This window comes from Streptomyces sp. NBC_00237 (genome assembly GCF_026342435.1).
In the GTDB taxonomy this organism is placed as follows: domain Bacteria; phylum Actinomycetota; class Actinomycetes; order Streptomycetales; family Streptomycetaceae; genus Streptomyces.
In genome coordinates this window covers 2,232,281-2,251,356 of sequence record NZ_JAPEMT010000001.1, presented here as the reverse complement: position 1 = coordinate 2,251,356, position 19,076 = coordinate 2,232,281, and the positions used below count along the sequence as shown (strand labels likewise).

The 19,076-nt window shown below is 72.1% G+C and carries 17 protein-coding genes; 9 read left to right on the top strand and 8 right to left on the bottom strand.

Annotated features, from left to right (window positions below; translation table 11 throughout):
- Both OG897_RS09965 and rsmH read right to left on the bottom strand, forming a co-directional pair.
- Window positions 1–561 (bottom strand): septum formation initiator family protein, encoded by a 561-nt coding sequence (locus OG897_RS09965; protein WP_266654896.1) that lies wholly within the window; start codon window positions 559–561, stop codon window positions 1–3.
- Window positions 558–1,517 carry a 16S rRNA (cytosine(1402)-N(4))-methyltransferase RsmH gene (rsmH, locus tag OG897_RS09960; RefSeq protein ID WP_266654894.1) on the bottom strand — a complete coding sequence of 320 codons (960 nt, stop codon included), beginning with the start codon at window positions 1,515–1,517 and terminating at the stop codon, window positions 558–560. The genes OG897_RS09965 and rsmH overlap by 4 nt, the downstream gene beginning before the upstream one ends.
- Before the next feature lie 381 nt (window positions 1,518–1,898).
- Between rsmH and OG897_RS09955 the strand changes: the two genes are divergently transcribed.
- The 4 genes from OG897_RS09955 to OG897_RS09940 all read left to right on the top strand — a co-directional run bounded on the left by OG897_RS09955 (window position 1,899) and on the right by OG897_RS09940 (window position 7,594).
- The gene (locus OG897_RS09955) at window positions 1,899–2,441 is read left to right on the top strand and encodes a carbonic anhydrase (RefSeq protein WP_266654892.1); all 543 of its coding nucleotides are present in this window, start codon (window positions 1,899–1,901) and stop codon (window positions 2,439–2,441) included.
- A gap of 245 nt (window positions 2,442–2,686) precedes the next feature.
- Window positions 2,687–3,700, top strand: coding sequence for a MoxR family ATPase (locus OG897_RS09950; protein WP_266654890.1), 1,014 nt, complete (start codon window positions 2,687–2,689; stop codon window positions 3,698–3,700).
- Complete coding sequence (locus OG897_RS09945; RefSeq protein ID WP_266654888.1) at window positions 3,700–5,112, top strand: DUF58 domain-containing protein; 1,413 nt, start codon at window positions 3,700–3,702, stop codon at window positions 5,110–5,112. The genes OG897_RS09950 and OG897_RS09945 overlap by 1 nt, the downstream gene beginning before the upstream one ends.
- Window positions 5,113–5,170: 58 nt before the next feature.
- Window positions 5,171–7,594: a DUF3488 and transglutaminase-like domain-containing protein gene (locus tag OG897_RS09940; RefSeq protein WP_266654886.1), complete on the top strand. Its 2,424-nt coding sequence runs from the start codon at window positions 5,171–5,173 to the stop codon at window positions 7,592–7,594.
- Between the two features lie 163 nt (window positions 7,595–7,757).
- Here the strand turns inward: OG897_RS09940 and OG897_RS09935 are convergent, their stop codons facing one another.
- From OG897_RS09935 to OG897_RS09925, 3 genes are all read right to left on the bottom strand, one after another.
- Window positions 7,758–8,153, bottom strand: coding sequence for a DUF3040 domain-containing protein (locus tag OG897_RS09935; protein WP_266654884.1), 396 nt, complete (start codon window positions 8,151–8,153; stop codon window positions 7,758–7,760).
- A 395-nt stretch (window positions 8,154–8,548) separates the two neighbouring features.
- Window positions 8,549–9,319 (bottom strand): bifunctional 2-polyprenyl-6-hydroxyphenol methylase/3-demethylubiquinol 3-O-methyltransferase UbiG, encoded by a 771-nt coding sequence (locus OG897_RS09930; protein ID WP_266654882.1) that lies wholly within the window; start codon window positions 9,317–9,319, stop codon window positions 8,549–8,551.
- Window positions 9,320–9,503: 184 nt separating this feature from the next.
- The gene (locus OG897_RS09925; protein WP_266654880.1) at window positions 9,504–9,974 is read right to left on the bottom strand and encodes an SAV_6107 family HEPN domain-containing protein; all 471 of its coding nucleotides are present in this window, start codon (window positions 9,972–9,974) and stop codon (window positions 9,504–9,506) included.
- Between the two features lie 264 nt (window positions 9,975–10,238).
- Here OG897_RS09925 and OG897_RS09920 point away from each other — a divergent pair, with 264 nt between their 5' ends.
- From OG897_RS09920 to OG897_RS09900, 5 genes are all read left to right on the top strand, one after another.
- Window positions 10,239–11,000 (top strand): ATP-binding cassette domain-containing protein, encoded by a 762-nt coding sequence (locus tag OG897_RS09920; protein ID WP_266656712.1) that lies wholly within the window; start codon window positions 10,239–10,241, stop codon window positions 10,998–11,000.
- On the top strand, window positions 10,972–13,089 hold the full coding sequence (locus tag OG897_RS09915; RefSeq protein ID WP_266654878.1) for a YhgE/Pip domain-containing protein: 2,118 nt from the start codon (window positions 10,972–10,974) through the stop codon (window positions 13,087–13,089). Before OG897_RS09920 ends, OG897_RS09915 begins: the two co-directional genes overlap by 29 nt.
- A 59-nt stretch (window positions 13,090–13,148) precedes the next feature.
- Window positions 13,149–13,763: a TetR/AcrR family transcriptional regulator gene (locus OG897_RS09910; protein WP_266654876.1), complete on the top strand. Its 615-nt coding sequence runs from the start codon at window positions 13,149–13,151 to the stop codon at window positions 13,761–13,763.
- A gap of 278 nt (window positions 13,764–14,041) precedes the next feature.
- Window positions 14,042–14,656: a DUF4126 domain-containing protein gene (locus tag OG897_RS09905; RefSeq protein WP_266654875.1), complete on the top strand. Its 615-nt coding sequence runs from the start codon at window positions 14,042–14,044 to the stop codon at window positions 14,654–14,656.
- Window positions 14,657–14,710: 54 nt separating this feature from the next.
- Window positions 14,711–16,246: an NAD(P)/FAD-dependent oxidoreductase gene (locus OG897_RS09900; RefSeq protein ID WP_266654874.1), complete on the top strand. Its 1,536-nt coding sequence runs from the start codon at window positions 14,711–14,713 to the stop codon at window positions 16,244–16,246.
- A gap of 81 nt (window positions 16,247–16,327) precedes the next feature.
- Here the strand turns inward: OG897_RS09900 and OG897_RS09895 are convergent, their stop codons facing one another.
- The 3 genes from OG897_RS09895 to thiE all read right to left on the bottom strand — a co-directional run bounded on the left by OG897_RS09895 (window position 16,328) and on the right by thiE (window position 19,055).
- Entirely contained in the window at window positions 16,328–17,281 is a 954-nt protein-coding gene (locus tag OG897_RS09895; protein WP_266654873.1) for a hypothetical protein, read from the bottom strand.
- Between the two features lie 66 nt (window positions 17,282–17,347).
- Window positions 17,348–18,283, bottom strand: a complete 936-nt coding sequence (metF, locus tag OG897_RS09890) for a methylenetetrahydrofolate reductase [NAD(P)H] (RefSeq protein ID WP_266654872.1) — start codon at window positions 18,281–18,283, stop codon at window positions 17,348–17,350.
- A gap of 112 nt (window positions 18,284–18,395) precedes the next feature.
- Window positions 18,396–19,055 (bottom strand): thiamine phosphate synthase, encoded by a 660-nt coding sequence (gene thiE, locus OG897_RS09885; protein ID WP_266654871.1) that lies wholly within the window; start codon window positions 19,053–19,055, stop codon window positions 18,396–18,398.
- Window positions 19,056–19,076: the final 21 nt, after the last annotated feature.

Here is a 19,076-nt window from a genome sequence, read left to right as displayed (position 1 = left end):
TCACCTGCCGGAAGTCGTCGGGGGTTGCTGCGTCTGCGGCGCCTGCTGCTTCTGCTGCCCGGAGGCGGGCGAGGCGGGGGCCTGACGTGTGGGTGGGGCCGGTGGCGCCGGTGGGGCGGCCGGGGTGCTCGGGGCGGCGGGCGGAGCCACCGGGGCCTGCTGCGGTCGTACGGGTTCGGGGGCGGGCTCCGGCGGCGGGGCCTGACTCGGGGTGCCGCGGACCCGGCCGTCGGGGTCGACGAAGGCGGGGGAACCGCCGGGGACCATGCCGAGCTCGCGGGCCCGGCGCTCCAGGGCGCCGGGGGCGGAGCGGTCGTCGACGTCGCGCTGGAGGGCCTGCTCCTCGTCGGTGAGCTCGGTGGTCTGCTTCTTGAGGTCGTTCAGTCTGAACGACCCCTCGTTGAGCGCCGAGTTCAGCACGAGCAGGCAGATCAGGCCGCCGCCGAGCAGCACCACGACCAGCAGCACGAAGGGGGTGCGGGCCGCCTGGGCCGGGCCCGACGGCATCAGTTCGGAGAGCCTCGCCGCCCTCCCCCGTACTTGCTTGGCCGGTTTGCTCAACTGGCTTCTTCCTCCCGGATGCGCTGGGCGCCGCGCAGCCGGGCGGGGGCCGCCCTGCGGTTCTCGGCGACCTCTTCCTCGGTGGGCAGTTCCGCACCGCGGGTGAGCAGCTTGAGGCGCGGCTGGTAGCGCTCGGGGACCACGGGCAGTCCCGGCGGGGCGGTGTTGGCCGCGCCCGCCGCGAAGACCTGCTTCACGATCCGGTCTTCGAGCGACTGGTAGGACATGACGACGACCCGGCCGCCGACGGAGACGGCTCGGACGGCTGCCGGAATGGCGGCCTCCACGCTGTCCAGCTCGCCGTTGACCTCGATGCGCAGGGCCTGGAAGGTCCGCTTGGCGGGGTTGCCGCCGGTGCGCTTCGCGGCCTGCGGGAGGGCGTCGCGGATGAGGTCCACCAGGCGGGCGCTGTTGCTGAAGGGCTCCTTGGCGCGCTCGCGCACGACGGCGGAGACGATCCGCTTGGCCTGCTTCTCCTCGCCGTACTGGCGCAGGATGCGGACCAGTTCGCCGGGTGCGTAGGTGTTGAGGACCTCGGCCGCGCTGACGCCGGTCGACTGGTCCATGCGCATGTCGAGCGGGGCGTCCTGGGCGTACGCGAAGCCCCGGTCGGCCTCGTCGAGCTGCATGGAGGAGACGCCGAGGTCGAACAGGACGCCCTGGACGCGCGGGATGCCGAGGTTCTCAAGGACCTCGGGCAGCTCGTCGTACACCGCGTGCACCAGGGTGGCGCGCTCGCCGAAGGGGGCGAGGCGCTCGCCGGAGAGGCGCAGGGCCTCCTTGTCGCGGTCGAGGCCGATCAGGCGCACGCCCGGGAACTGGGTGAGGAGGGCTTCACTGTGGCCGCCCAGTCCGAGGGTGCAGTCGACGACGACCGCTCCGGGCTCGGAGATGGCCGGGGCCAACATGTCCAGGCACCGCTGGAGCATCACCGGGACGTGTCGGGTCTGGCTCATGCGCCCTCTCAGACAAAGCGCGTGGCTTACAGGTTGCACGTACGGCCCGGTCCCCACCCGCCCGGGAAGGGGAGCCGGGCCGATGAAAGACGGTCCGGCCGACGAGCGGGCGGAGGCCGGGCCGTACGTACTGCCGCGCGGGGAACTCACTGGATTTCGTACAACGCGTCACTTTAGTCCACCGGCCCTCGCGGTCAATCAACGGGCGACGGACCGCGCGGCGTGCCCGCGACAGCCTCTCCGACGGCCTTTTCACTCGTACGAGGGAAGGACGGGAGCCTCACCGAGGGCCTTGTGGGTTAGCTCACAACGGGTCGCGTTGACCTTCTTTTTCTCCACCCCGGCAGGACCGGACCCCCTGTGACCATTACCGTCATAGTCATGTCGACTTCCGCATCTTTCCCCGAGGGCTCCGCCACTTCCGCCGACCCGACGGTCATCGACGGGCTCGTCAAGGCCAATGAGGAGTACGCCTCCGAGTTCAGCGACCCGGGAATGGACGCCCGTCCCGTCCTGCGCGTCGCCGTGGTCGCCTGTATGGACGCCCGTCTCGACCTCCACGACGCGCTGGGCCTGGCGCTCGGCGACTGCCACACCATCCGCAACGCGGGCGGCGTGGTCACGGACGACGTGATCCGTTCGCTGACCATCAGCCAGCGGGCGCTGGGCACGCAGAGCGTCATACTCATCCACCACACCAACTGCGGTCTGGAGTCCCTCACCGAGGACTTCCGGCACGAGATCGAGGACGAGGTCGGCCAGCGCCCGTCCTGGGCGGTCGAGGCGTTCCGCGACGTGGACCAGGACGTACGTCAGTCGATGCAGCGCGTGCGGACCTCGCCGTTCCTGCTGCACACCGGTGACGTGCGCGGCTTCGTCTTCGACGTGACGACGGGTCTGCTCCGGGAGATCGACCCGGCCTGAACACCGAGAACCGGTCTATGGCGTGCGGGAAAGCCGTCCCGTGTGCACACGAAAAGGCCCCAACTCCGGCATTTCGCATGCACTTGTCCACAGGCGAGTGACACGAAGCGGTAACGGCAACAAGAATGCGTACGGGACAACGCGGCCGGACCCCTCCGGTCCGGCCGCGTTGTCCGTGTTTTGGGTTTTGGGGTGGGCCGTTCGCGTCGTCGTGACGCCGGCCCGAAAGGGCCGAGGAGGGCCGGGTGACGACCTATGACGATCGAGCGAGCCTCACAGATCTGACCACCACAGCGGAGCGTGTCCGCAGGTCGGTGGAGTCTGTGATCGAGGGCAAGCCGGAGGTCGTACGACTCTCGCTGACCGTGCTCCTCGCCGAGGGGCATCTGCTCATCGAGGACGTGCCGGGCGTCGGCAAGACGATGCTCGCGAAGGCCCTGGCCAGATCCATCGACTGCTCGGTGCGCCGCATCCAGTTCACGCCGGACCTGCTGCCTTCGGACATCACCGGTGTGTCGATCTACGACCAGCAGCAGCGCGACTTCGAGTTCAAGCCGGGCGCGATCTTCGCGCAGATAGTGATCGGCGACGAGATCAACCGCGCGTCGCCCAAGACCCAGTCCGCGCTCCTGGAGTCCATGGAGGAGCGCCAGGTCACCATCGACGGGCAGACGTACGAGCTGCCCAACCCGTTCATGGTGGTGGCCACCCAGAACCCGGTCGAGATGGAGGGCACCTACCCCCTCCCCGAGGCCCAGCGCGACCGCTTCATGGCCCGTGTCTCCATCGGCTACCCCTCCCCGGAGGCGGAGCTCCAGATGCTGGACGTGCACGGCGGCGCCTCGCCGCTGGACGACCTCCAGCCGGTGGCGCACGCGCACGACGTGGTGAAGCTGATCGACGCGGTCCGTTCGGTGCACGTCGCGGAAGCGGTACGGCGCTACGCGGTCGAGCTGGTCGGCGCCACCCGCTCCCACCCCGACCTGCGCCTGGGCGCCTCGCCGCGCGCCACCCTGCACCTGCTGCGGGCCGCCAAGGCATCCGCCGCGCTCAGCGGCCGGGACTACGCGCTGCCCGACGACGTACAGGCCCTGGCGGTCGCGGTCCTCGCGCACCGGCTGCTGCCGACCGCGCAGGCCCAGCTGAACCGGCGCACCGCGGAGCAGGTCGTGCTGGACATCCTCCAGCGCATCCCCGTACCGACCGGTTCGGGCGCCCCCGCGCCGCCGTACGGCACGCCCGGCGTCCGGCCGCTGTGATGTCCGGCCGGGCCCCGGAGGCCGAGCCCGGGGAGAAGGGCGCCCTGGAGAAGAGCGGCGGCCGGGCGGCGCTGTCCGGGCTGACCACGCGCGGCCGGTCGTTCCTTGCCGCCGGTGTGGCCGCCGCCGTCTGCGCGTTCGTGCTCGGCCAGGGCGACCTGCTGCGGGTGGGCGTGCTGCTGGCCGTGCTGCCGCTGATGTGCGTGGCCGTGCTGTACCGCACCCGCTACCGGGTCGCGGGCAGCCGCCGGCTGACCCCGGGCCGGGTGCCCGCCGGGTCCGAGGCCCGGGTGCACCTGCGGATGGAGAACGTCTCGCGGCTGCCCACCGGGCTCCTGATGCTCCAGGACCGGGTTCCGTACGTACTGGGGCCCAGGCCCCGCTTCGTGCTGGACAAGGTCGAGGCGGGCGGGCGGCGCGAGGTGTCCTACCGGGTCCGCTCCGACCTGCGCGGCCGGTATCCGCTGGGGCCGCTCCAGCTGCGGCTGACCGACCCGTTCGGGATGTGCGAGCTGAGCCGGTCGTTCAGCGCGTACGACACGCTCACGGTGATCCCGCGCGTGGAGGTGCTGCCTGCGGTACGGCTGTCCGGCGAGGCCAACGGGTACGGCGACGGGCGGCTGCGGTCGCTCGCGCTGGCGGGCGAGGACGACATCATTCCGCGCGGCTACCGGCACGGGGACGACCTGCGCCGGGTGCACTGGCGCTCCACCGCGCGCTACGGCGAGCTGATGGTGCGCCGCGAGGAGCAGCCGCAGCGGGCCCGCTGCACGGTGCTGCTCGACACGCGGCGCCACGCGTACGTCGGGGCCGGTCCTGACTCGGCGTTCGAATGGGCCGTGTCGGGAGCCGCGTCGGTGCTGGTGCACATGCTCGAACGGGGCTTTTCGGTACGGCTGTTGACCGACACCGGCAACGCGGTGCCGGGCGAGGGATCGGGCGGATTCGCCGGTTCCACGCAGGAGTCCGCGGACTCGGCCGGGCTGATGATGGACACCCTCGCGGTCGTGGGGCACTCCGACTCTGAGGGGGGCTGCGGCCTGTCCCCCTCGTACGAGGTGCTGCGCGGCGGCAACGACGGTCTGCTGATCGCCTTCTTCGGCGATCTGGACGACGACCAGGCGGCGATCGCGGCACGGATGCGCCAGCGCAGCGGCGGCGCGGTCGCGTTCGTCACGGACCCGGCGGTGTGGACGGCCGAGCCGCAGGCGGCGGTGGCGGCGCGCGAGAAGGCCGAGGAGCGGCTGCGGCTGCTGCGCGAGGCGGGGTGGACGGCGATCGCCGTACCGCCGGGGATGTCGCTGGAGTCGTTGTGGCGGCAGGCGGACGCACAGCGCACGGGTGCACCGGAGAGCACGAGCACGAAGACGGGAACATCGGGGATGTCGGGGATCTCGGGGGGCTGGTCATGAGCGGGGACGGGTCCGGGCGGGGCCCGGTCGCGTGCGGGACCGTGGAAGGGGTGCTGTCGTGAGCGGGCGCGGGCGGATGACGCTGTGCGCGCTGGCTGCCACCCTCATGGCATCCGCCGCGCTGATTCCGCTGGTCACCGACGGGGGCTGGTATGTGCAGGCGGCGATCCTGGTCGCCGTGCAGGCGGGCGTCGGGGCACTGGCGCGGCGGGTGCCGCTGGCCAGGGCGCTGACCGTGGTGGTGCAGACGGTGGCGTCGATGCTGCTGCTGACGCTGCTGTTCGTGGCCGACAAGGCGGTGCTCGGGGTGCTGCCGGGGCCGGACGCGGTCACGGAGTTCGGGCGGCTGTTCAGCACGGGCGTCGCCGACGTCAACCGGTACGCCATCCCGGCGCCGACCAACGAGGGCATCAAGCTGATGCTGATCGGCGGGGTGCTGCTGATAGGGCTGGCGGTGGACGCCCTCGCGGTGACGTTCCGCAGTGCGGCCCCGGCCGGGCTGCCGCTGCTGGCCCTGTACTCGGTGGCCGCGGGGCTGACCGGCGGCGCGAGCTGGCTGTGGTTCCTGCTGGCCGCGTCCGGCTACCTGCTGCTCCTGCTGGCGGAGGGCCGGGACCGCCTCGCGCAGTGGGGCCGGGTGTTCGGCGGGGCCGGACCGGCCTCGCAGCGGCAGAGCGCGTCGGGGCTCGAGTCGGGCAGCGGCGCGCCGCTGGCCCCGATCCGTACGGGTCGCCGCATCGGCGCCCTCACCCTCGGCGTCGCCCTGGCGATCCCCGCGGTGCTGCCCGCGCTGGACGGCGGACTGCTCGGCGGGCGGGGTCCCGGCGGTGGCGGGGCCGGTGGCGGCGGGACGATCTCCGCGGTGAACCCCCTGGTCTCCCTCCAGGAGAGCCTGAACCAGCCGGTCGACCGGGAGGTGCTGCGCTACCGCACGACCGCGCAGCAGACGCAGGACATGTACCTGCGGATCGTCGCCCTCGACCAGTTCGACGGCACGCAGTGGCGGTCGTCGGAGCGCAAGATCCAGGACGTGCCCGACCCGCTGCCGAGGCCGGCGGGGCTCAGCGCCGACGTGCCCACGACGGAGATCAACACCAACATCTCGGCCGCTCAGTCGTACACCCAGAACTGGCTGCCGCTGCCGTTCCCCGCGACGAAGGTCGAGATCAAGGGACGCTGGCGGTACGAGCCGGAGGGGCGCACCCTGGTCGGCGACCGGGGGCAGACGACGAGCGGGATGTCGTACAAGGTCCGGAGTCTGGCCGTGCAGCCGACCAAGGAACAGCTGGCGAACGCGCCCGCCGCCCCGGCCGCCCTGCGCAAGGAGTACACGCAGGTCCCCGGAGGGCTGCCGCCGATCGTGAAGGAGACCGCGCTCCAGGTCACCCGGGGTGCGGCGAACGACTACGAGCGGGCGGTGGCGCTCCAGAACTGGTTCGCCTCCGAGGGCGGCTTCACGTACGACACGCAGGTGCAGTCGGGCAGCGGTTCGGCGGCCATCGCCCGCTTCCTGAAGCAGAAGGAAGGCTTCTGCATCCACTTCTCCTTCTCGATGGCGGCGATGGCGCGGACGCTGGGGATCCCGGCGCGGGTCGCGGTCGGCTTCACGCCCGGCACGGTCACGTCCAACAACGAGGTGTCGGTGGGGCTGCGGGACGCGCACGCCTGGCCGGAGCTGTACTTCGAGGGCCTGGGCTGGACCCGGTTCGAACCGACGCCCACCCGGGGCACCGCCCCGCAGTACACGCTCCAGGACACTCCTTCCGGGACGGCGAGCAGCCCTGCGCAGCCCACGGCCGGGGCCGGCACCTCGCAGAGCGCGGCGCCCAAGCCGTCCGACAGCTGCCCGGCGGCCGAACGGCGGATGGGCAACTGCGGTCAGAAGGACCAGGCGGGTGCGGCCGGGCCGACCGACACGGGCCCGCCGACGGGCACGATCGTGGGCATCGCACTGGGCGTACTGGCCCTGGTGCTCGTGCTGTTGCTGCCGTTGCTGTGGCGGACCCGGGTGCGGGGCGTACGGCTGCGGTCGGGCGGGCGCACCCCGGCGGACGCTGCGGCGCGGACGCTCGCCGCGTGGCGGGAGATCATCGATTCCGCGTGGGACCACGGGACCCCGCCGGACGAGTCGCAGACGCCGCGCAAGACGGCGGCGCGGATCGTACGGCTGGGGTTGCTGGAGGGCCCGTCGGCTGAGTCGGTGCACCGGGTGGCCGGTGCGGTGGAGCAGGTGCTGTACGCACCGGTGCCGCAGGCGGCCAGCGGTCTGGTGGACGACGTGCACCGGGTGCGGGCGGGGCTGCGGGAGAAGGCGAGCGGCCGGAGCGGGCTGCGGGCACTGCTGCTGCCGCGTTCGACCGTGCGGGTGGTGTGGGCGCTGTCGGCGCGCTGGACGGCGCTGACGGGCCGGTGGTCCGGGCAGGGCCAGCGGCTGGACCGCTGGTCGGCCGCGGTGCGCCGGACGGCTCGTCAGCGGGGCTGAGCGGGGGCCGGTCCGGCTGAACGGGCGGGCACCCGGGTGAGCTCAACAGGCCGGAACACGGGCGAGCTGGACAGGCGGGCACACGGGTGAGGGGCGGGCGTCTTGACGACGCCCGCCCCTCACCCGTACATGTCCATCGCCCCGCACTCAGTGCCGGGTGCGCTCAGCTGCCCTGCTGCTCGTCGCGGCGGCGCTGCCAGCGTTGCTCTATGCGGTTCATCACCGAGCGGCGCTGCCTGGGCTGACGGCCCGCGGGCGCCATTCCAGGAACAGGCTGTTCGCCAGGTTTGGGAGCCTTGCGCCATCCGGTGACCGCGAGGACGGCGCAACCGAGCATGACAAGGAAACCGACCACGCTCACCCAGATCATCTGGGCGACCATGCCGGCCATGAGGAGCGCGATACCCACCAGAAAGCCTGCGACCGCCTGGTAGACCCGTCGCCGGGTGTACGTACGCAGCCCGCTTCCCTCAAGCGCTGTCGCGAATTTGGGATCTTCGGCGTACAGCGCTCGCTCCATTTGCTCGAGCATGCGCTGCTCGTGCTCCGAGAGCGGCACGGAGTCCTCCTACTCGTCGGTCGCGGGGGGCGACCGGATGCGGCCCTTTCAGAATAGGCAGGGAATCGCCCCCGTGAAACCCGCCCTCTACGCCAAATCGCCAATCCGGGCCGCCGTGCCGGCTTGGCTGTTGAAGCGTGCATTCCCCAACGGCCGACCCGTCATGCCGACGGTGTCCCCCGATCATACGGGGCCCGGAGGCTGATCGGGGGGCCCGCGGCGGACTCCGTACGTCACTGGTACCCGGACTCGTCCCTGATCAGCCCCCGTGGAGGGGATGTTCGGGAGAACGGGGCCCGTTGCTCCGGACGGGATCGAGGGCCCCGGTCCCGGGTCCCGGTGCGGGTCCGGGAGCCTCGCCGCGGCGTCGCGCGGCGGGCCGGAAGGGCTGCCGGTCAGGCGCCCTGCGGGGTCCGCTTTCCGCCCAGCACGTGGAGCTGGGTGGCGACCGCGTGGAAGGCGTCCAGCTCGGCGGCCGCGGCCTCCAGCTTCAGAAGGGCCTCCATCGCGCCGGGCTCGGTGTCGACCAGGACACCGGGGACCAGGTCGGCGAAGACGCGTACGCCGTGTATGGCGGCGACCTCGACGCCCGCGCCCGCGGCCAGCTCGCGGAGCTGCTCGGCGGTGAAGCGGCGGGGCACCGGGTCGCCCGTGCCCCAGCGGCCCGCCGGGTCGGTGAGCGCCTGGCGGGCCTCGTTGAAGTGACCGGCGAGCGCGCGGGCCAGGACGGCGCCGCCGCTGCCCGCGGCGAGGAGGCTGAGCGTGCCGGACGGGCGGAGTGCCTCGACGACGTTGCGCAGGCCCTCGGCGGGGTCGTCGACGTACTCCAGCACGCCGTGGCAGAGCACGGCGTCGTAGCCGTCGCGCTCGACGACGTCGAAGAGGCCCAGCGCGTCGCCCTGGACGCCCCGGACGCGGTCGGCGACTCCCGCCTCGGCGGCCCTGCGCTCCAGCGCGAAGAGGGCGTTGGGGCTGGGGTCGACGACGGTGACGCGGTGGCCGAGCTTGGCGACGGGCACCGCGAAGTTCCCGGTGCCGCCTCCGGTGTCGAGGACGTCCAGGGTGTCGCGGCCGGTCTCCTTGGCACGGTGGTCGAGGGCGTCCTTGAGGACCTCCCAGACCACGGCGGTACGGAGGGAGGCGCGGGGGCGCATCGATTCCGACACGGCATTGACTCCTCGGTGAACGGTGCGGGGGCGAACGGTGCGGGGCGAACGGTGGCCAGCCCGCGCGGACAAGGCTCCGCCCAGCCTAATGGGCCCGGCCCTCCGCCCTGCCCAGGTCACCCCGTGTGCGGGCGCCTCGCCCCGCCGGGGCCGCCCCGTGCGCGGCTCCCCCGCACCGCCCGCGTCACCCGGCCTGCGGCCCCGGCCCCCGGTCCTCCCGGCTGCGCGGCAGCGTCGGCTGGAGTACGAGCATCCGCTCGACCAGGCGCAGGAACATCGCGGCGTCGCGCACCAGGTCGTCGGCGTCCCGGGCGCTCGCCGCGCCGCGTATGCCCGCCTCGGCGCGGGCCCTGCGCTCGGCACCGGAGGCGAACAGGGCGCTCCACTCGGTCAGTTCGGGCGCGGTCTCGGGCAGCACCTCCCAGGCGCTGCGTATCCGCTGCCTGCGGCGCGGGGTGGGTTCGGGGCGGCCCCGGGCGGCCAGCACGGCGGCGGCCGTGCGCAGCGCGGCCAAGTGGGCCGTCGCGTAGCGGTCGTTGGCGGTCTCGGCGGCCGCGGCCTCCTCCAGGCCGCGGCGGGCCTGGGCGAGCAGATCGAGGGCCGCGGGCGGCGCCTGGGTGCGGCGCCGCACGGGGTGAACGTCGGCCTGTGCCATGACGAACCTCCTGTCTCGGGCAACGGCACGGGTGCCGTCTGAGCCCACTGTGAGGGACGCCACTGACAATCCGGCCTGACCTGGCCCTTTGGCCCCGGTGCCGGAGGGCATACTTTTGAACTGACCGGTCAGTTCAAAAGATGGGGAGGGTGCGTGGACAGCCCGCACACCGGGACGACGGAGGCCGCGGACACGGCCGACGCCTCGTCAGCAGACGCCACAGCAGGAGCCGAAGGGGCCGCGGTCAGCGCGGCGGGCTTCGGGCTGAAGGGACCGCGCGGCTGGGCGTTCAGAGGCGTGGACTTCCGTGCGCCCGCCGGTTCGTTCGTCGCGATCGAGGGCCCGTCCGGGTCCGGCCGCACCTGTCTGCTGCTCGCGCTCACCGGCCGCATGCGTGCCACCGAGGGCCATGCCGAGGTGGGCGGTCTGCGGCTGCCCAAGAAGCTGGCGGGCGTCCGGCGGATCAGCGCGCTCGGCCCGGTGCCCGGTGTCAGCGACCTGGACCCCGCCTTCACCGTCGCCGAGCACCTGCGCGAACGCGCCCTGCTCCAGCGCCGTTTCGACGGATCGCTGCGCTCGCTCCTCACCAGGCCCTCGGTGCGCAAGGCCGCCGCACGGGCCCGGATCGACGCCGCGATGGCCGCCGTGGGGCTCGACCTCGCCTCCCTGCCGAAGGGCGAGCGGACGTCCGTACGGGATCTGGAACGGCTGGAGGGGCTGCGGCTCTCGGTGGGCCTGGCGCTCCTGACGAAGCCGCGGCTGCTCGCCGTGGACGACGCGGACCTCAAGCTGTCGGACGCCGAGCGCGAGGACGCCTGGGAGCTGTTCCGGTCGATCGCCGCGTCGGGCATCACCGTGCTCGCGGTGTGCAGCGCGCCGCCGAAGGACGCCCTGCTGGTGTCCGTACGGAACGTGCGCGACGAGGCGCCCAGGCACGCGAAGAAGAACACCGGCGCGGACGACGCCGGGAAGGACACGACCGAGGAGGGGGCGGCCGATGCGCTCGCCGAAACTGGCCGCTCTTGAGCTCAAGCGCTTCGGCAGGGGGAAGCTCCCCCGTGCCGCGCTCGTCGCTCTCCTGCTGCTGCCGCTGCTGTACGGCGCCCTGTACCTGTGGTCCTTCTGGGACCCGTACGGGCGGCTCGACAAGATCCCCGTGGCGCTCGTCAACGACGACAAGGGTGCGACCGCCGCGGGCAAGAAGATCACCGCCGGTGACGAGATCACCGAGAAGCTCCTCGACAGCAAGGTCTTCGACTGGCAGGAGGTGAGCGCGAAGGACGCCAAGGACGGCGTCGAGAACGGCGCGTACTACCTGTCGCTGACGATGCCCTCGGACTTCAGCGAGCGCATCGCCTCCAGCTCCGGCGACAGTCCGGAGACGGGTGCCCTCCAGGTGCACACCAACGACTCCAACAACTACATCGTCGGACAGATCTCCCGTTCGGTGTTCTCCGAGGTGCGCAGGGCCGCCTCCACGAACGCCTCCCGGGGCTTCCTCGACAAGATCTTCATCTCCTTCTCCGACATCCACGAGGCGACCGAGAAGGCCGCCAAGGGTGCCAAGGACCTCGACGGAGGCATCGGGAAGGCGAAGAAGGGCTCCAAGGACCTCGCCGACGGCCTGACGAACGCCAAGAAGGGCAGCGGCGATCTGTCGGGCGGCATCAAGAAGCTCGACAAGGGCGCGGGCGACGTCGCGAACGGCGCCAAGCAAGTCGCCGACGGCACCAAGGTGCTGTCCGAGAAGGTCAACGGGATCGCCGGGCAGGTCCGGCCGTACCTGAAGGACGACGGCAAGTCGATCGCGCACGCGGCACAGTTGGTCGCGGACTCCTCGAAGATCACCCAGAACCACCTGGACACCCTCGTCAAGCGGGCTCCCGGTGCCGCGAAGGGGGCGCGCACGGCCGCGAACGAGCTGGCTGCCGCGCACAAGGAGTTCTGCGAGGGCGCCGCCCCCGAGGGGGCCGAGGACGGTCCGCAGGCCGCCGCGAGGGCGAAGGCTTGCCCGATCCTCAAGAAGGGCGTCACGGCGGCCCAGGAGGCCGCGACAGTGGCCGAGGACGTCAACGCCATGGTCAAGGACAGCAACAGCGACCTGGCCCTCCTGGAGACCCGCCTGAAGGACGTCCAGACCAAGTCGGAAGCGCTCGTCCGGGAGGCCCCGCACCTCGACGACAACCTCAAGACGGCCGTCGCGAAGGTCAACGCGCTCAACAAGGGCGCCCAGCAGGTCTCCCAGGGTGCCGCCAAGGTGCACACCGGCCTGACCTCGGCCCGTACCGGAGCCACCGACCTCGACAAGGGCGTCGGCAAGCTGAAGACCGGGGCGAGCGACCTGGACGGCGGCCTGTTCAAGCTCGCCGACGGCAGCGGCAAGCTGGCGGGCGGTCTGCACGACGGCGTCGGGAAGATCCCCGACTACGACAAGAACTCCCGCGACCAGCGCACCGAGGTGATGGCCGACCCGGTGAAGCTGGCCTCCGAGTCGCTGCACAAGGCGCCCAACTACGGCACCGGGTTCGCCCCGTACTTCATCCCGCTGTCCCTGTGGGTCGGCGCGATGGTCGCGTACATGCTGATCCAGCCGCTCAACCGGCGCGCTCTGGCCGCCGGTGCGTCCGCCTGGCGGATCGCCTTCGCGGCCTGGCTGCCGGTGGTGGCGCTCGGGGTGCTCCAGGTCGCGGCGTTGATGGCGGTGCTGCACTACGGGCTCGGCCTGGAGATGTCGCGCACGGCCGGGACGCTGGGCTTCCTGGTGCTGGTGTCGGCCTGCTTCGCGGCGATCATCCAGTGGCTGAACGCCCGCTTCGGGGCGGCGGGACGCATCCTGGTACTCGCGGTGCTGATGCTCCAGCTGACGTCGGCGGGCGGCACCTACCCGGTGCAGACCTCGCCGGGCTTCTTCAACGCGATCCACCCGTTCCTGCCCATGACGTACGTCGTCGAGGGGCTGCGCAGGCTGATCTCCGGCGGCGGCCTGGAACCGGTCTGGACGGGCAGCGTCGTGCTGGCCGCCTTCACGGCCGGTGCACTGGCCCTCACCGCCCTCTCGGCGCACCGCAAGCAGGTCTGGACGCTGGACCGCCTGCACCCGGAGCTGAGCCTGTGAGCGCGCAGCCTGTGGGCACAGCGCCCTCGGACGCCGGGGGGCCTGGGAGAATCATCCCCATGGACAGCACCAGCACGCGCCGCCGCAACACCCGGCAGAAGCTCTACGAGGCGGCCGTGACCCTGATCGCAGAGAAGGGCTTCTCCTCGACCACCGTGGAGGAGATCGCCGAGCGTGCCGGTGTCGCCAAGGGCACGGTGTACTACAACTTCAAGAGCAAGAGCGAGCTCTTCGAAGAGCTGCTGCGCTACGGGGTGGGGCTGCTCACGGCCTCCCTCCAGGAGGCGGCCGACGAGACCGCCGCACGGGGCGGCAGCAAGATCGAGGCGCTGGACGGGATGATCCGGGCCGGTCTGCACTTCATCGACCGCTATCCGGCGTTCACGCAGCTGTACGTGGCCGAGCTGTGGCGCACCAACCGGGCGTGGCAGTCGACGCTCCTGGTGGTGCGTCAGCAGGCGGTGGCCGTCGTGGAGCGGGTGCTCACCGAGGGCGTGGCGGACGGCGAGCTGAGCGCGGAGATCGACATCCCGCTGACGGCGGCGGCGCTGGTCGGCATGGTGCTGGTGGCCGCGCTGGACTGGCAGGCGTTCCAGAGCGAACGCTCCCTGGACGACGTGCACTCGGCACTGTCGAGGCTGCTGCACGGACGGGTGGGCGGCGGGCAACCCTGAGCCGGAACGCCCACCTCTGCTGAGCCGCAGCGCCCAGCTCTGAGTATCCGTACCTAGTACCTGAGATGAGTAGGTACGCGGATGGGCTCCCACCTGCGCGGACGACAGAGTGGGAAGCACGGAAGGGGCGCTCGCGCCGAGACCGCCGACACGGGGCGGCGGAAGCGGCGCGAGACCCTGGACGTAACGGGGACACGGGGGAAAACGCACCGGTCCGGTGGGCTCGGGGGGATCGAGCCTCACCGGGCCGGTGTTTTCCTGTGGTTACGATCGTCCGCGTGTCAGTCATCCCCCTCGTGTTCACCAGCGGCTGGGCCAGCGGCATCAACGCCTATGCGGTGGTCCTGCTCCTCGGCGTCTTCGGCGCGACCGGAATCAGCGACGAGGTGCCCGCCTCCCTTCAGCGCACCGACGTCATGGTGGTCGCCGGGATCCTCTTCCTGATCGAGGCGGTGAGCGACAAGATCCCGTACGTGGACTCGCTGTGGGACAGCGTCCACACCGTCATCAGGCCCCTCGCGGGCGCGGTGGTCGGGGCGCTGCTGGCGGGGCAGAACGGGTCGCTGCCGGAGATCGCGGCGGGCGCGGTGGGCGGTTCGACGGCGCTGCTGAGTCATCTGGTGAAGGCCGGGACGCGGATGGCGGTGAACACCTCCCCCGAGCCGTTCAGCAACATCGTGCTCAGCACCGCCGAGGACCTGGGCGTCGCGGGGATCGTCAGTTTCGCCATGTTCCATCCGGTCGCGGCGGCCTCGATCGCCGGAGCGCTGCTCCTGACCGGCCTGGTGACGCTGGTCTTCCTGGCGAGCCGGATCAGGCGGTTCCGTCGCCGCCGGGCGCAGCGCCGGGAGGAGAAACGCCTGATGAGCACGGGTGGTCCGACTCCCCGCTGAGTGCTCGGCCATGGCCGCGACCGGGTTGTCAGTGGCCCCCGTTAAAGTCGCTGCATGGCACGGATTGTGGTGATCGGCGCCGGGCTCGGCGCGATGGCGACCGCCGCCCGGCTGGCCGTCGCGGGCCACCGGGTGACGGTGTACGAACGCGGGGGGACGCACGGTGGCGCGGTGGGCCGCTTCGAGCGGGACGGATTCGCCTTCGACACGGGACCGGGGCTGCTGCACCTGCCCGCCGTGTACCGGGACCTGTTCGTCAAGACCGGCCGGGAGCCTCTGGAGGAGTGCGTCGACCTGGCCCCGGTGGACCCGGCGGCCCGCCATGTGTTCGCCGACGGCACGGACGTCACGCTGCCCAATGCCTCACGCGGAGCCGTGGCGGCGCTCGGCACCGCGCTCGGTGCGGACGCGGCCGGCCGCTGGGACGCGTTCATGGGCCGGGCCGGGGACGCCTGGGACCGGGTGCGGCGGCCGCTCCTGGAGGAGCCCCTGTGGCCGGACTGGCAGGTGCTGGGCAAGGACCCGTACCCGTCGGTCGCCACCCGCCGGCTGCTGCGGGAGCGCAGGGCCTCCACCCTTGCCGAGGTCGGCGCGTGGGAGCTGCGCGACCCCCGGCTGACCGCGCTGCTGGAGAGCTACGCCCTCGGGTTCGGACTCGACCCGCGCCGGGCTCCCGCCTCCGCCGCCGTACTGCCGTACATGGAGCAGACCTTCGGCACCTGGTACGTGCGCGGCGGGATGAGGGCGCTGGCCGACGCCGTGTACGAACGCTGCCTGGCCCGCCGGGTCGCGTTCGTCTTCGGCGCGGAGGTCGTCGCCATCACCGCCAGGGACGGCAGGGCCGCGGGCGTGGAGCTGGCGGACGGCACCACGGCGGAGGCGGACCACGTGGTCGCGGCGGTCCACCCGACGGTGCTCAACGCGCTGGTGCACGGCCGCCCCGACGGCCCCTGGGAGGGACACGAGCTGTACGCGGACGAGGACTTCCAGCCGGATCTGGAGGTGGCGGGCGCGGGCCGGGTGACGGTCTGTCTGGCCCTGTCCGGTGCACGCGATCCGCAGGCGGCTCACCGTACGGTGGTGCACTCCCTGGATCGCACGGCCGAGCTGCGCACCGTCTTCGAGGCCGCGGGAGCACCGAAGTCGCCCACGGTGTGGGTGCTGCGCCCCGACGATCCGGCCCTGCGCCCCGACGACGCGCACGAGAGCGTCGTCCTGACGGCCGCGGCCCCTTCCCTGGACCTGGAGGACTGGAAGCGGCCCGCGCTGCGCGAGTCCTGGGCGGACGCCATGGTCGCGCAGGCGTCGCGGGCGGTCGAGGGGCTGGCCGACCGCGTCCGGTGGCGAGAGGTCTACACCCCCGAGGACATCGCGGCGCGGACCGGCGCGCCCGACGGGGACCTGCCCGCCCCGGCGCTGGCGGGCGCCTCGGGGCGGTACCTCGTGCGGTCCAACTCCCCCCGCCTGCCGGGCCTGTACGCGGCCGGGGGTTCGGCGCACCCCGGCGGCGGTCTCGCCCACGCCGGGATGTCGGGCGCGCTGGTCGCCGGGCTGATCGTCGAGGGGGACGGCTTCCGGGGTTCCCAGTAGGGGTACGCGCGAGGGCCCGAGTCTCTGGTGGAGACTCGGGCCCTCGCGCTCGCGGAGGTCAGTACCGGTACGGCCCGTTTGTCAGTACCGGTACGGCCCGTTCGCCCCGGTGTCGTAGCCGTTGGGGTAACCGGCGGGCTGCTGCGGAGCCTCGGGGCCGAGCGGCTGCTCGCCGTCGCGCTGCTGCGGGACCCACACCCCGCCGGGCGGCGTCTCGCCCGGGTAGCCCTCGTAGGGGCCCGGGTACATCTGCTGCTGGCCGCCGTACGCGTCGTACTCGGTGCCGCCGTAGGACTGCGTGCCGATGTACGGGTCGGAGTAGGCGGCGTACTGCTGCTGCCCGGTGTTGTCGTAGGCGTACGCCCCGGTGTCGGCGGTGTCCTGGGAGTGGCCGCCGCCCTGCGGGTCGTACGTGGGGTAGGAGCCGCTGCCGAAGTCGTCGTAGCCCTGTGCCTGCGGAGCCCCGGCGGGTGCGGGGTAGGGCGACGAGGCGTCGTAGATCCCGTACCGGCCGGTCTCGTCGGGCATCGGCTGCGGCTCGTAGACCGCGTTCCGCGTGGCGCCCTGCTGGGATGCGCCGCGGCCCTGATCACCGCGGCCCTGGTCGCTGTGTCCCTGGTCGCCGTGGCCCTGGTCGAAGCCCTGCGCGGTGTCGAAGCTTTGCGCGGTGTCGAAGCCCTGCGCGCCCTGCTGCTCCCCGTACTCCAGTCCGGAGACCTGGAGCGTCGGCTGCTGCGGGGCGGCCTCGGCGTTGCCCCTGCGGCGCTTGCTGGCGCCCGGGCTGCCGCCGATCGCCCATCCGGTGGAGAAGCCCCGGCGGAAGGACAGCGTGACGTACGTCTGGCCGACGGCGAAGGCGACGGCGCCCGCGCCGATCACCAGCACGGACGGCAGCAGCACGCCGACCACGACGACGGCGAAGCCCCCGAAGGCGAGCACCCGCCAGCGCAGCCGCGCCTTGTACTGCAACAGCACTTCGCCGAGCAGCCACAGCGCGACCACGCCGAATGCGATGTAGAGGACCGTCCAGCCCATGTACGCCCCTCTCCTGCGGCCGCGCATCCTCTGATGGCCGCGGCGCGAGTACAGCTGTGATGACTGCTACGACTGCGTCGGCAGTGACGTCTCGTCGTGCAGTCCGAGATTCTCGTAGATCTCAAGCGTCGCCGTCGAGTTGTTCAGCGTGATGAAGTGCATTCCCGGTACACCTTCGGCAAGCAGCGTCGCGCAGAACTCCGTGGCGAACTCGATGCCAATGGAGCGTACAGCGGCGGGATCGTCTTTGACCGCGAGCATGCGCTCTTTCACGGCGTCCGGGAAATGCGCGTTGCTGAGCTGCGGAAGTCTGTCCAACTGCCTGACCAGCGTGACAGGCATCACCTCGGGAATGATCGGGGTGTCGCAACCCGCTGCTTCCACGCGGTCACGCATCCGCAGATAGCTCTCCGGGTCGAAGAACATCTGCGTGATGGCGTAATCGGCACCGGCCCGGCACTTCTCCACGAAGTGGCGGATGTCGGAATCCCAGCTCTCCGAGCGCGGGTGCATCTCGGGGAATGCGGCGACGCCGACGCAGAAGTCGCCGGACTCCTTGATGAGGGCGACGAGTTCGGACGCGTACGTCACGCCCTCGGGGTGCTTGACCCATTCGGCCATCGGGTCGCCCGGCGGGTCGCCGCGCACGGCGAGGATGTTCCGGATGCCCGCGTCCGCGAACTGCCCGACCATGTTGCGCAACTGGGCGACCGAGTGGTCGACGGCGGTGAGGTGCGCGACGGGCGTGAGCGTGGAGTCCGAGGCGATCTTCTGGGTGGCCTTGACAGTGCCCTCGCGGGTGGAGCCGCCCGCTCCGTAGGTCACGGAGACGAAGCTGGGGCGCACCGCCTCGACCCTGCGCAGGGCGTTCCAGAGGTTCTGCTCACCCTTCTCGGTCCTGCGGGCCGAGAATTCGAAGGAAAACGACGTCTTTCCGGTCTCCAGCAGTTCACGCACCGTAAGCGCGCGGTCTGATCTGGTGGAAGCTGTGCCAAGGGCCATGCGGAGAGGTTAGCCAGCGGGGCCGCCGACCCCCAACCAGCCAGGAGGCAAAGGTCCGTTATGCCGGTTTCTTGTCCACCCTTCGGACAGTTATCCGGCAGGGCTCGAACGGCTACTGATCGTATGACCTGATCCGCTTGGCCAGTTCCGCCGCAGCGGTGGCGGGGTCCGCGGCCTCGGTGAGAGCGCGGACGACCACCACCCGGCGGGCTCCGGCGGCCAGCACCTCGTCCAGATTGCGGACGTCGATGCCGCCGATGGCGAACCAGGGGCGCGGCTGGTCGAGGGAGGCCGCGTAACGCACCAGGTCGAGGCCGGGGGCGTGCCGTCCGGGCTTGGTGGGGGTGGGCCAGCAGGGGCCGGTGCAGAAGTAGTCGACGCCGGGCTCGGCGACGGCCGCGTCGACCTCGGCGGCGGCGTGCGTGGAGCGGCCGATCAGGACGTCGTCGCTGCGCGCGCCGAGGATGGCGCGGGCGGCGGGCACGGGCAGGTCGCCCTGGCCGAGGTGGAGGACGTCGCTGCCGATGGCGTGGGCCACGTCGGCGCGGTCGTTCACGGCGAGGAGCTTGCCGTGCTCTCGGCAGGCGTCGGCGAGGACCGCGAGGTGTTCCAGCTCCTCGCCCGCCTCCATGCCCTTGTCGCGGAGCTGGACGATGTCGACGCCCGAGGAGAGCACCGCGTCGAGGAAGGCCCGGAGGTCTCCCCGCTCCTTGCGGGCGTCCGTACAGAGGTAGAGCCGGGCGTCGGCGAGCTGCTCGCTGGGCGTGGGCATGATGGTGTGTCCCCCCGTTCG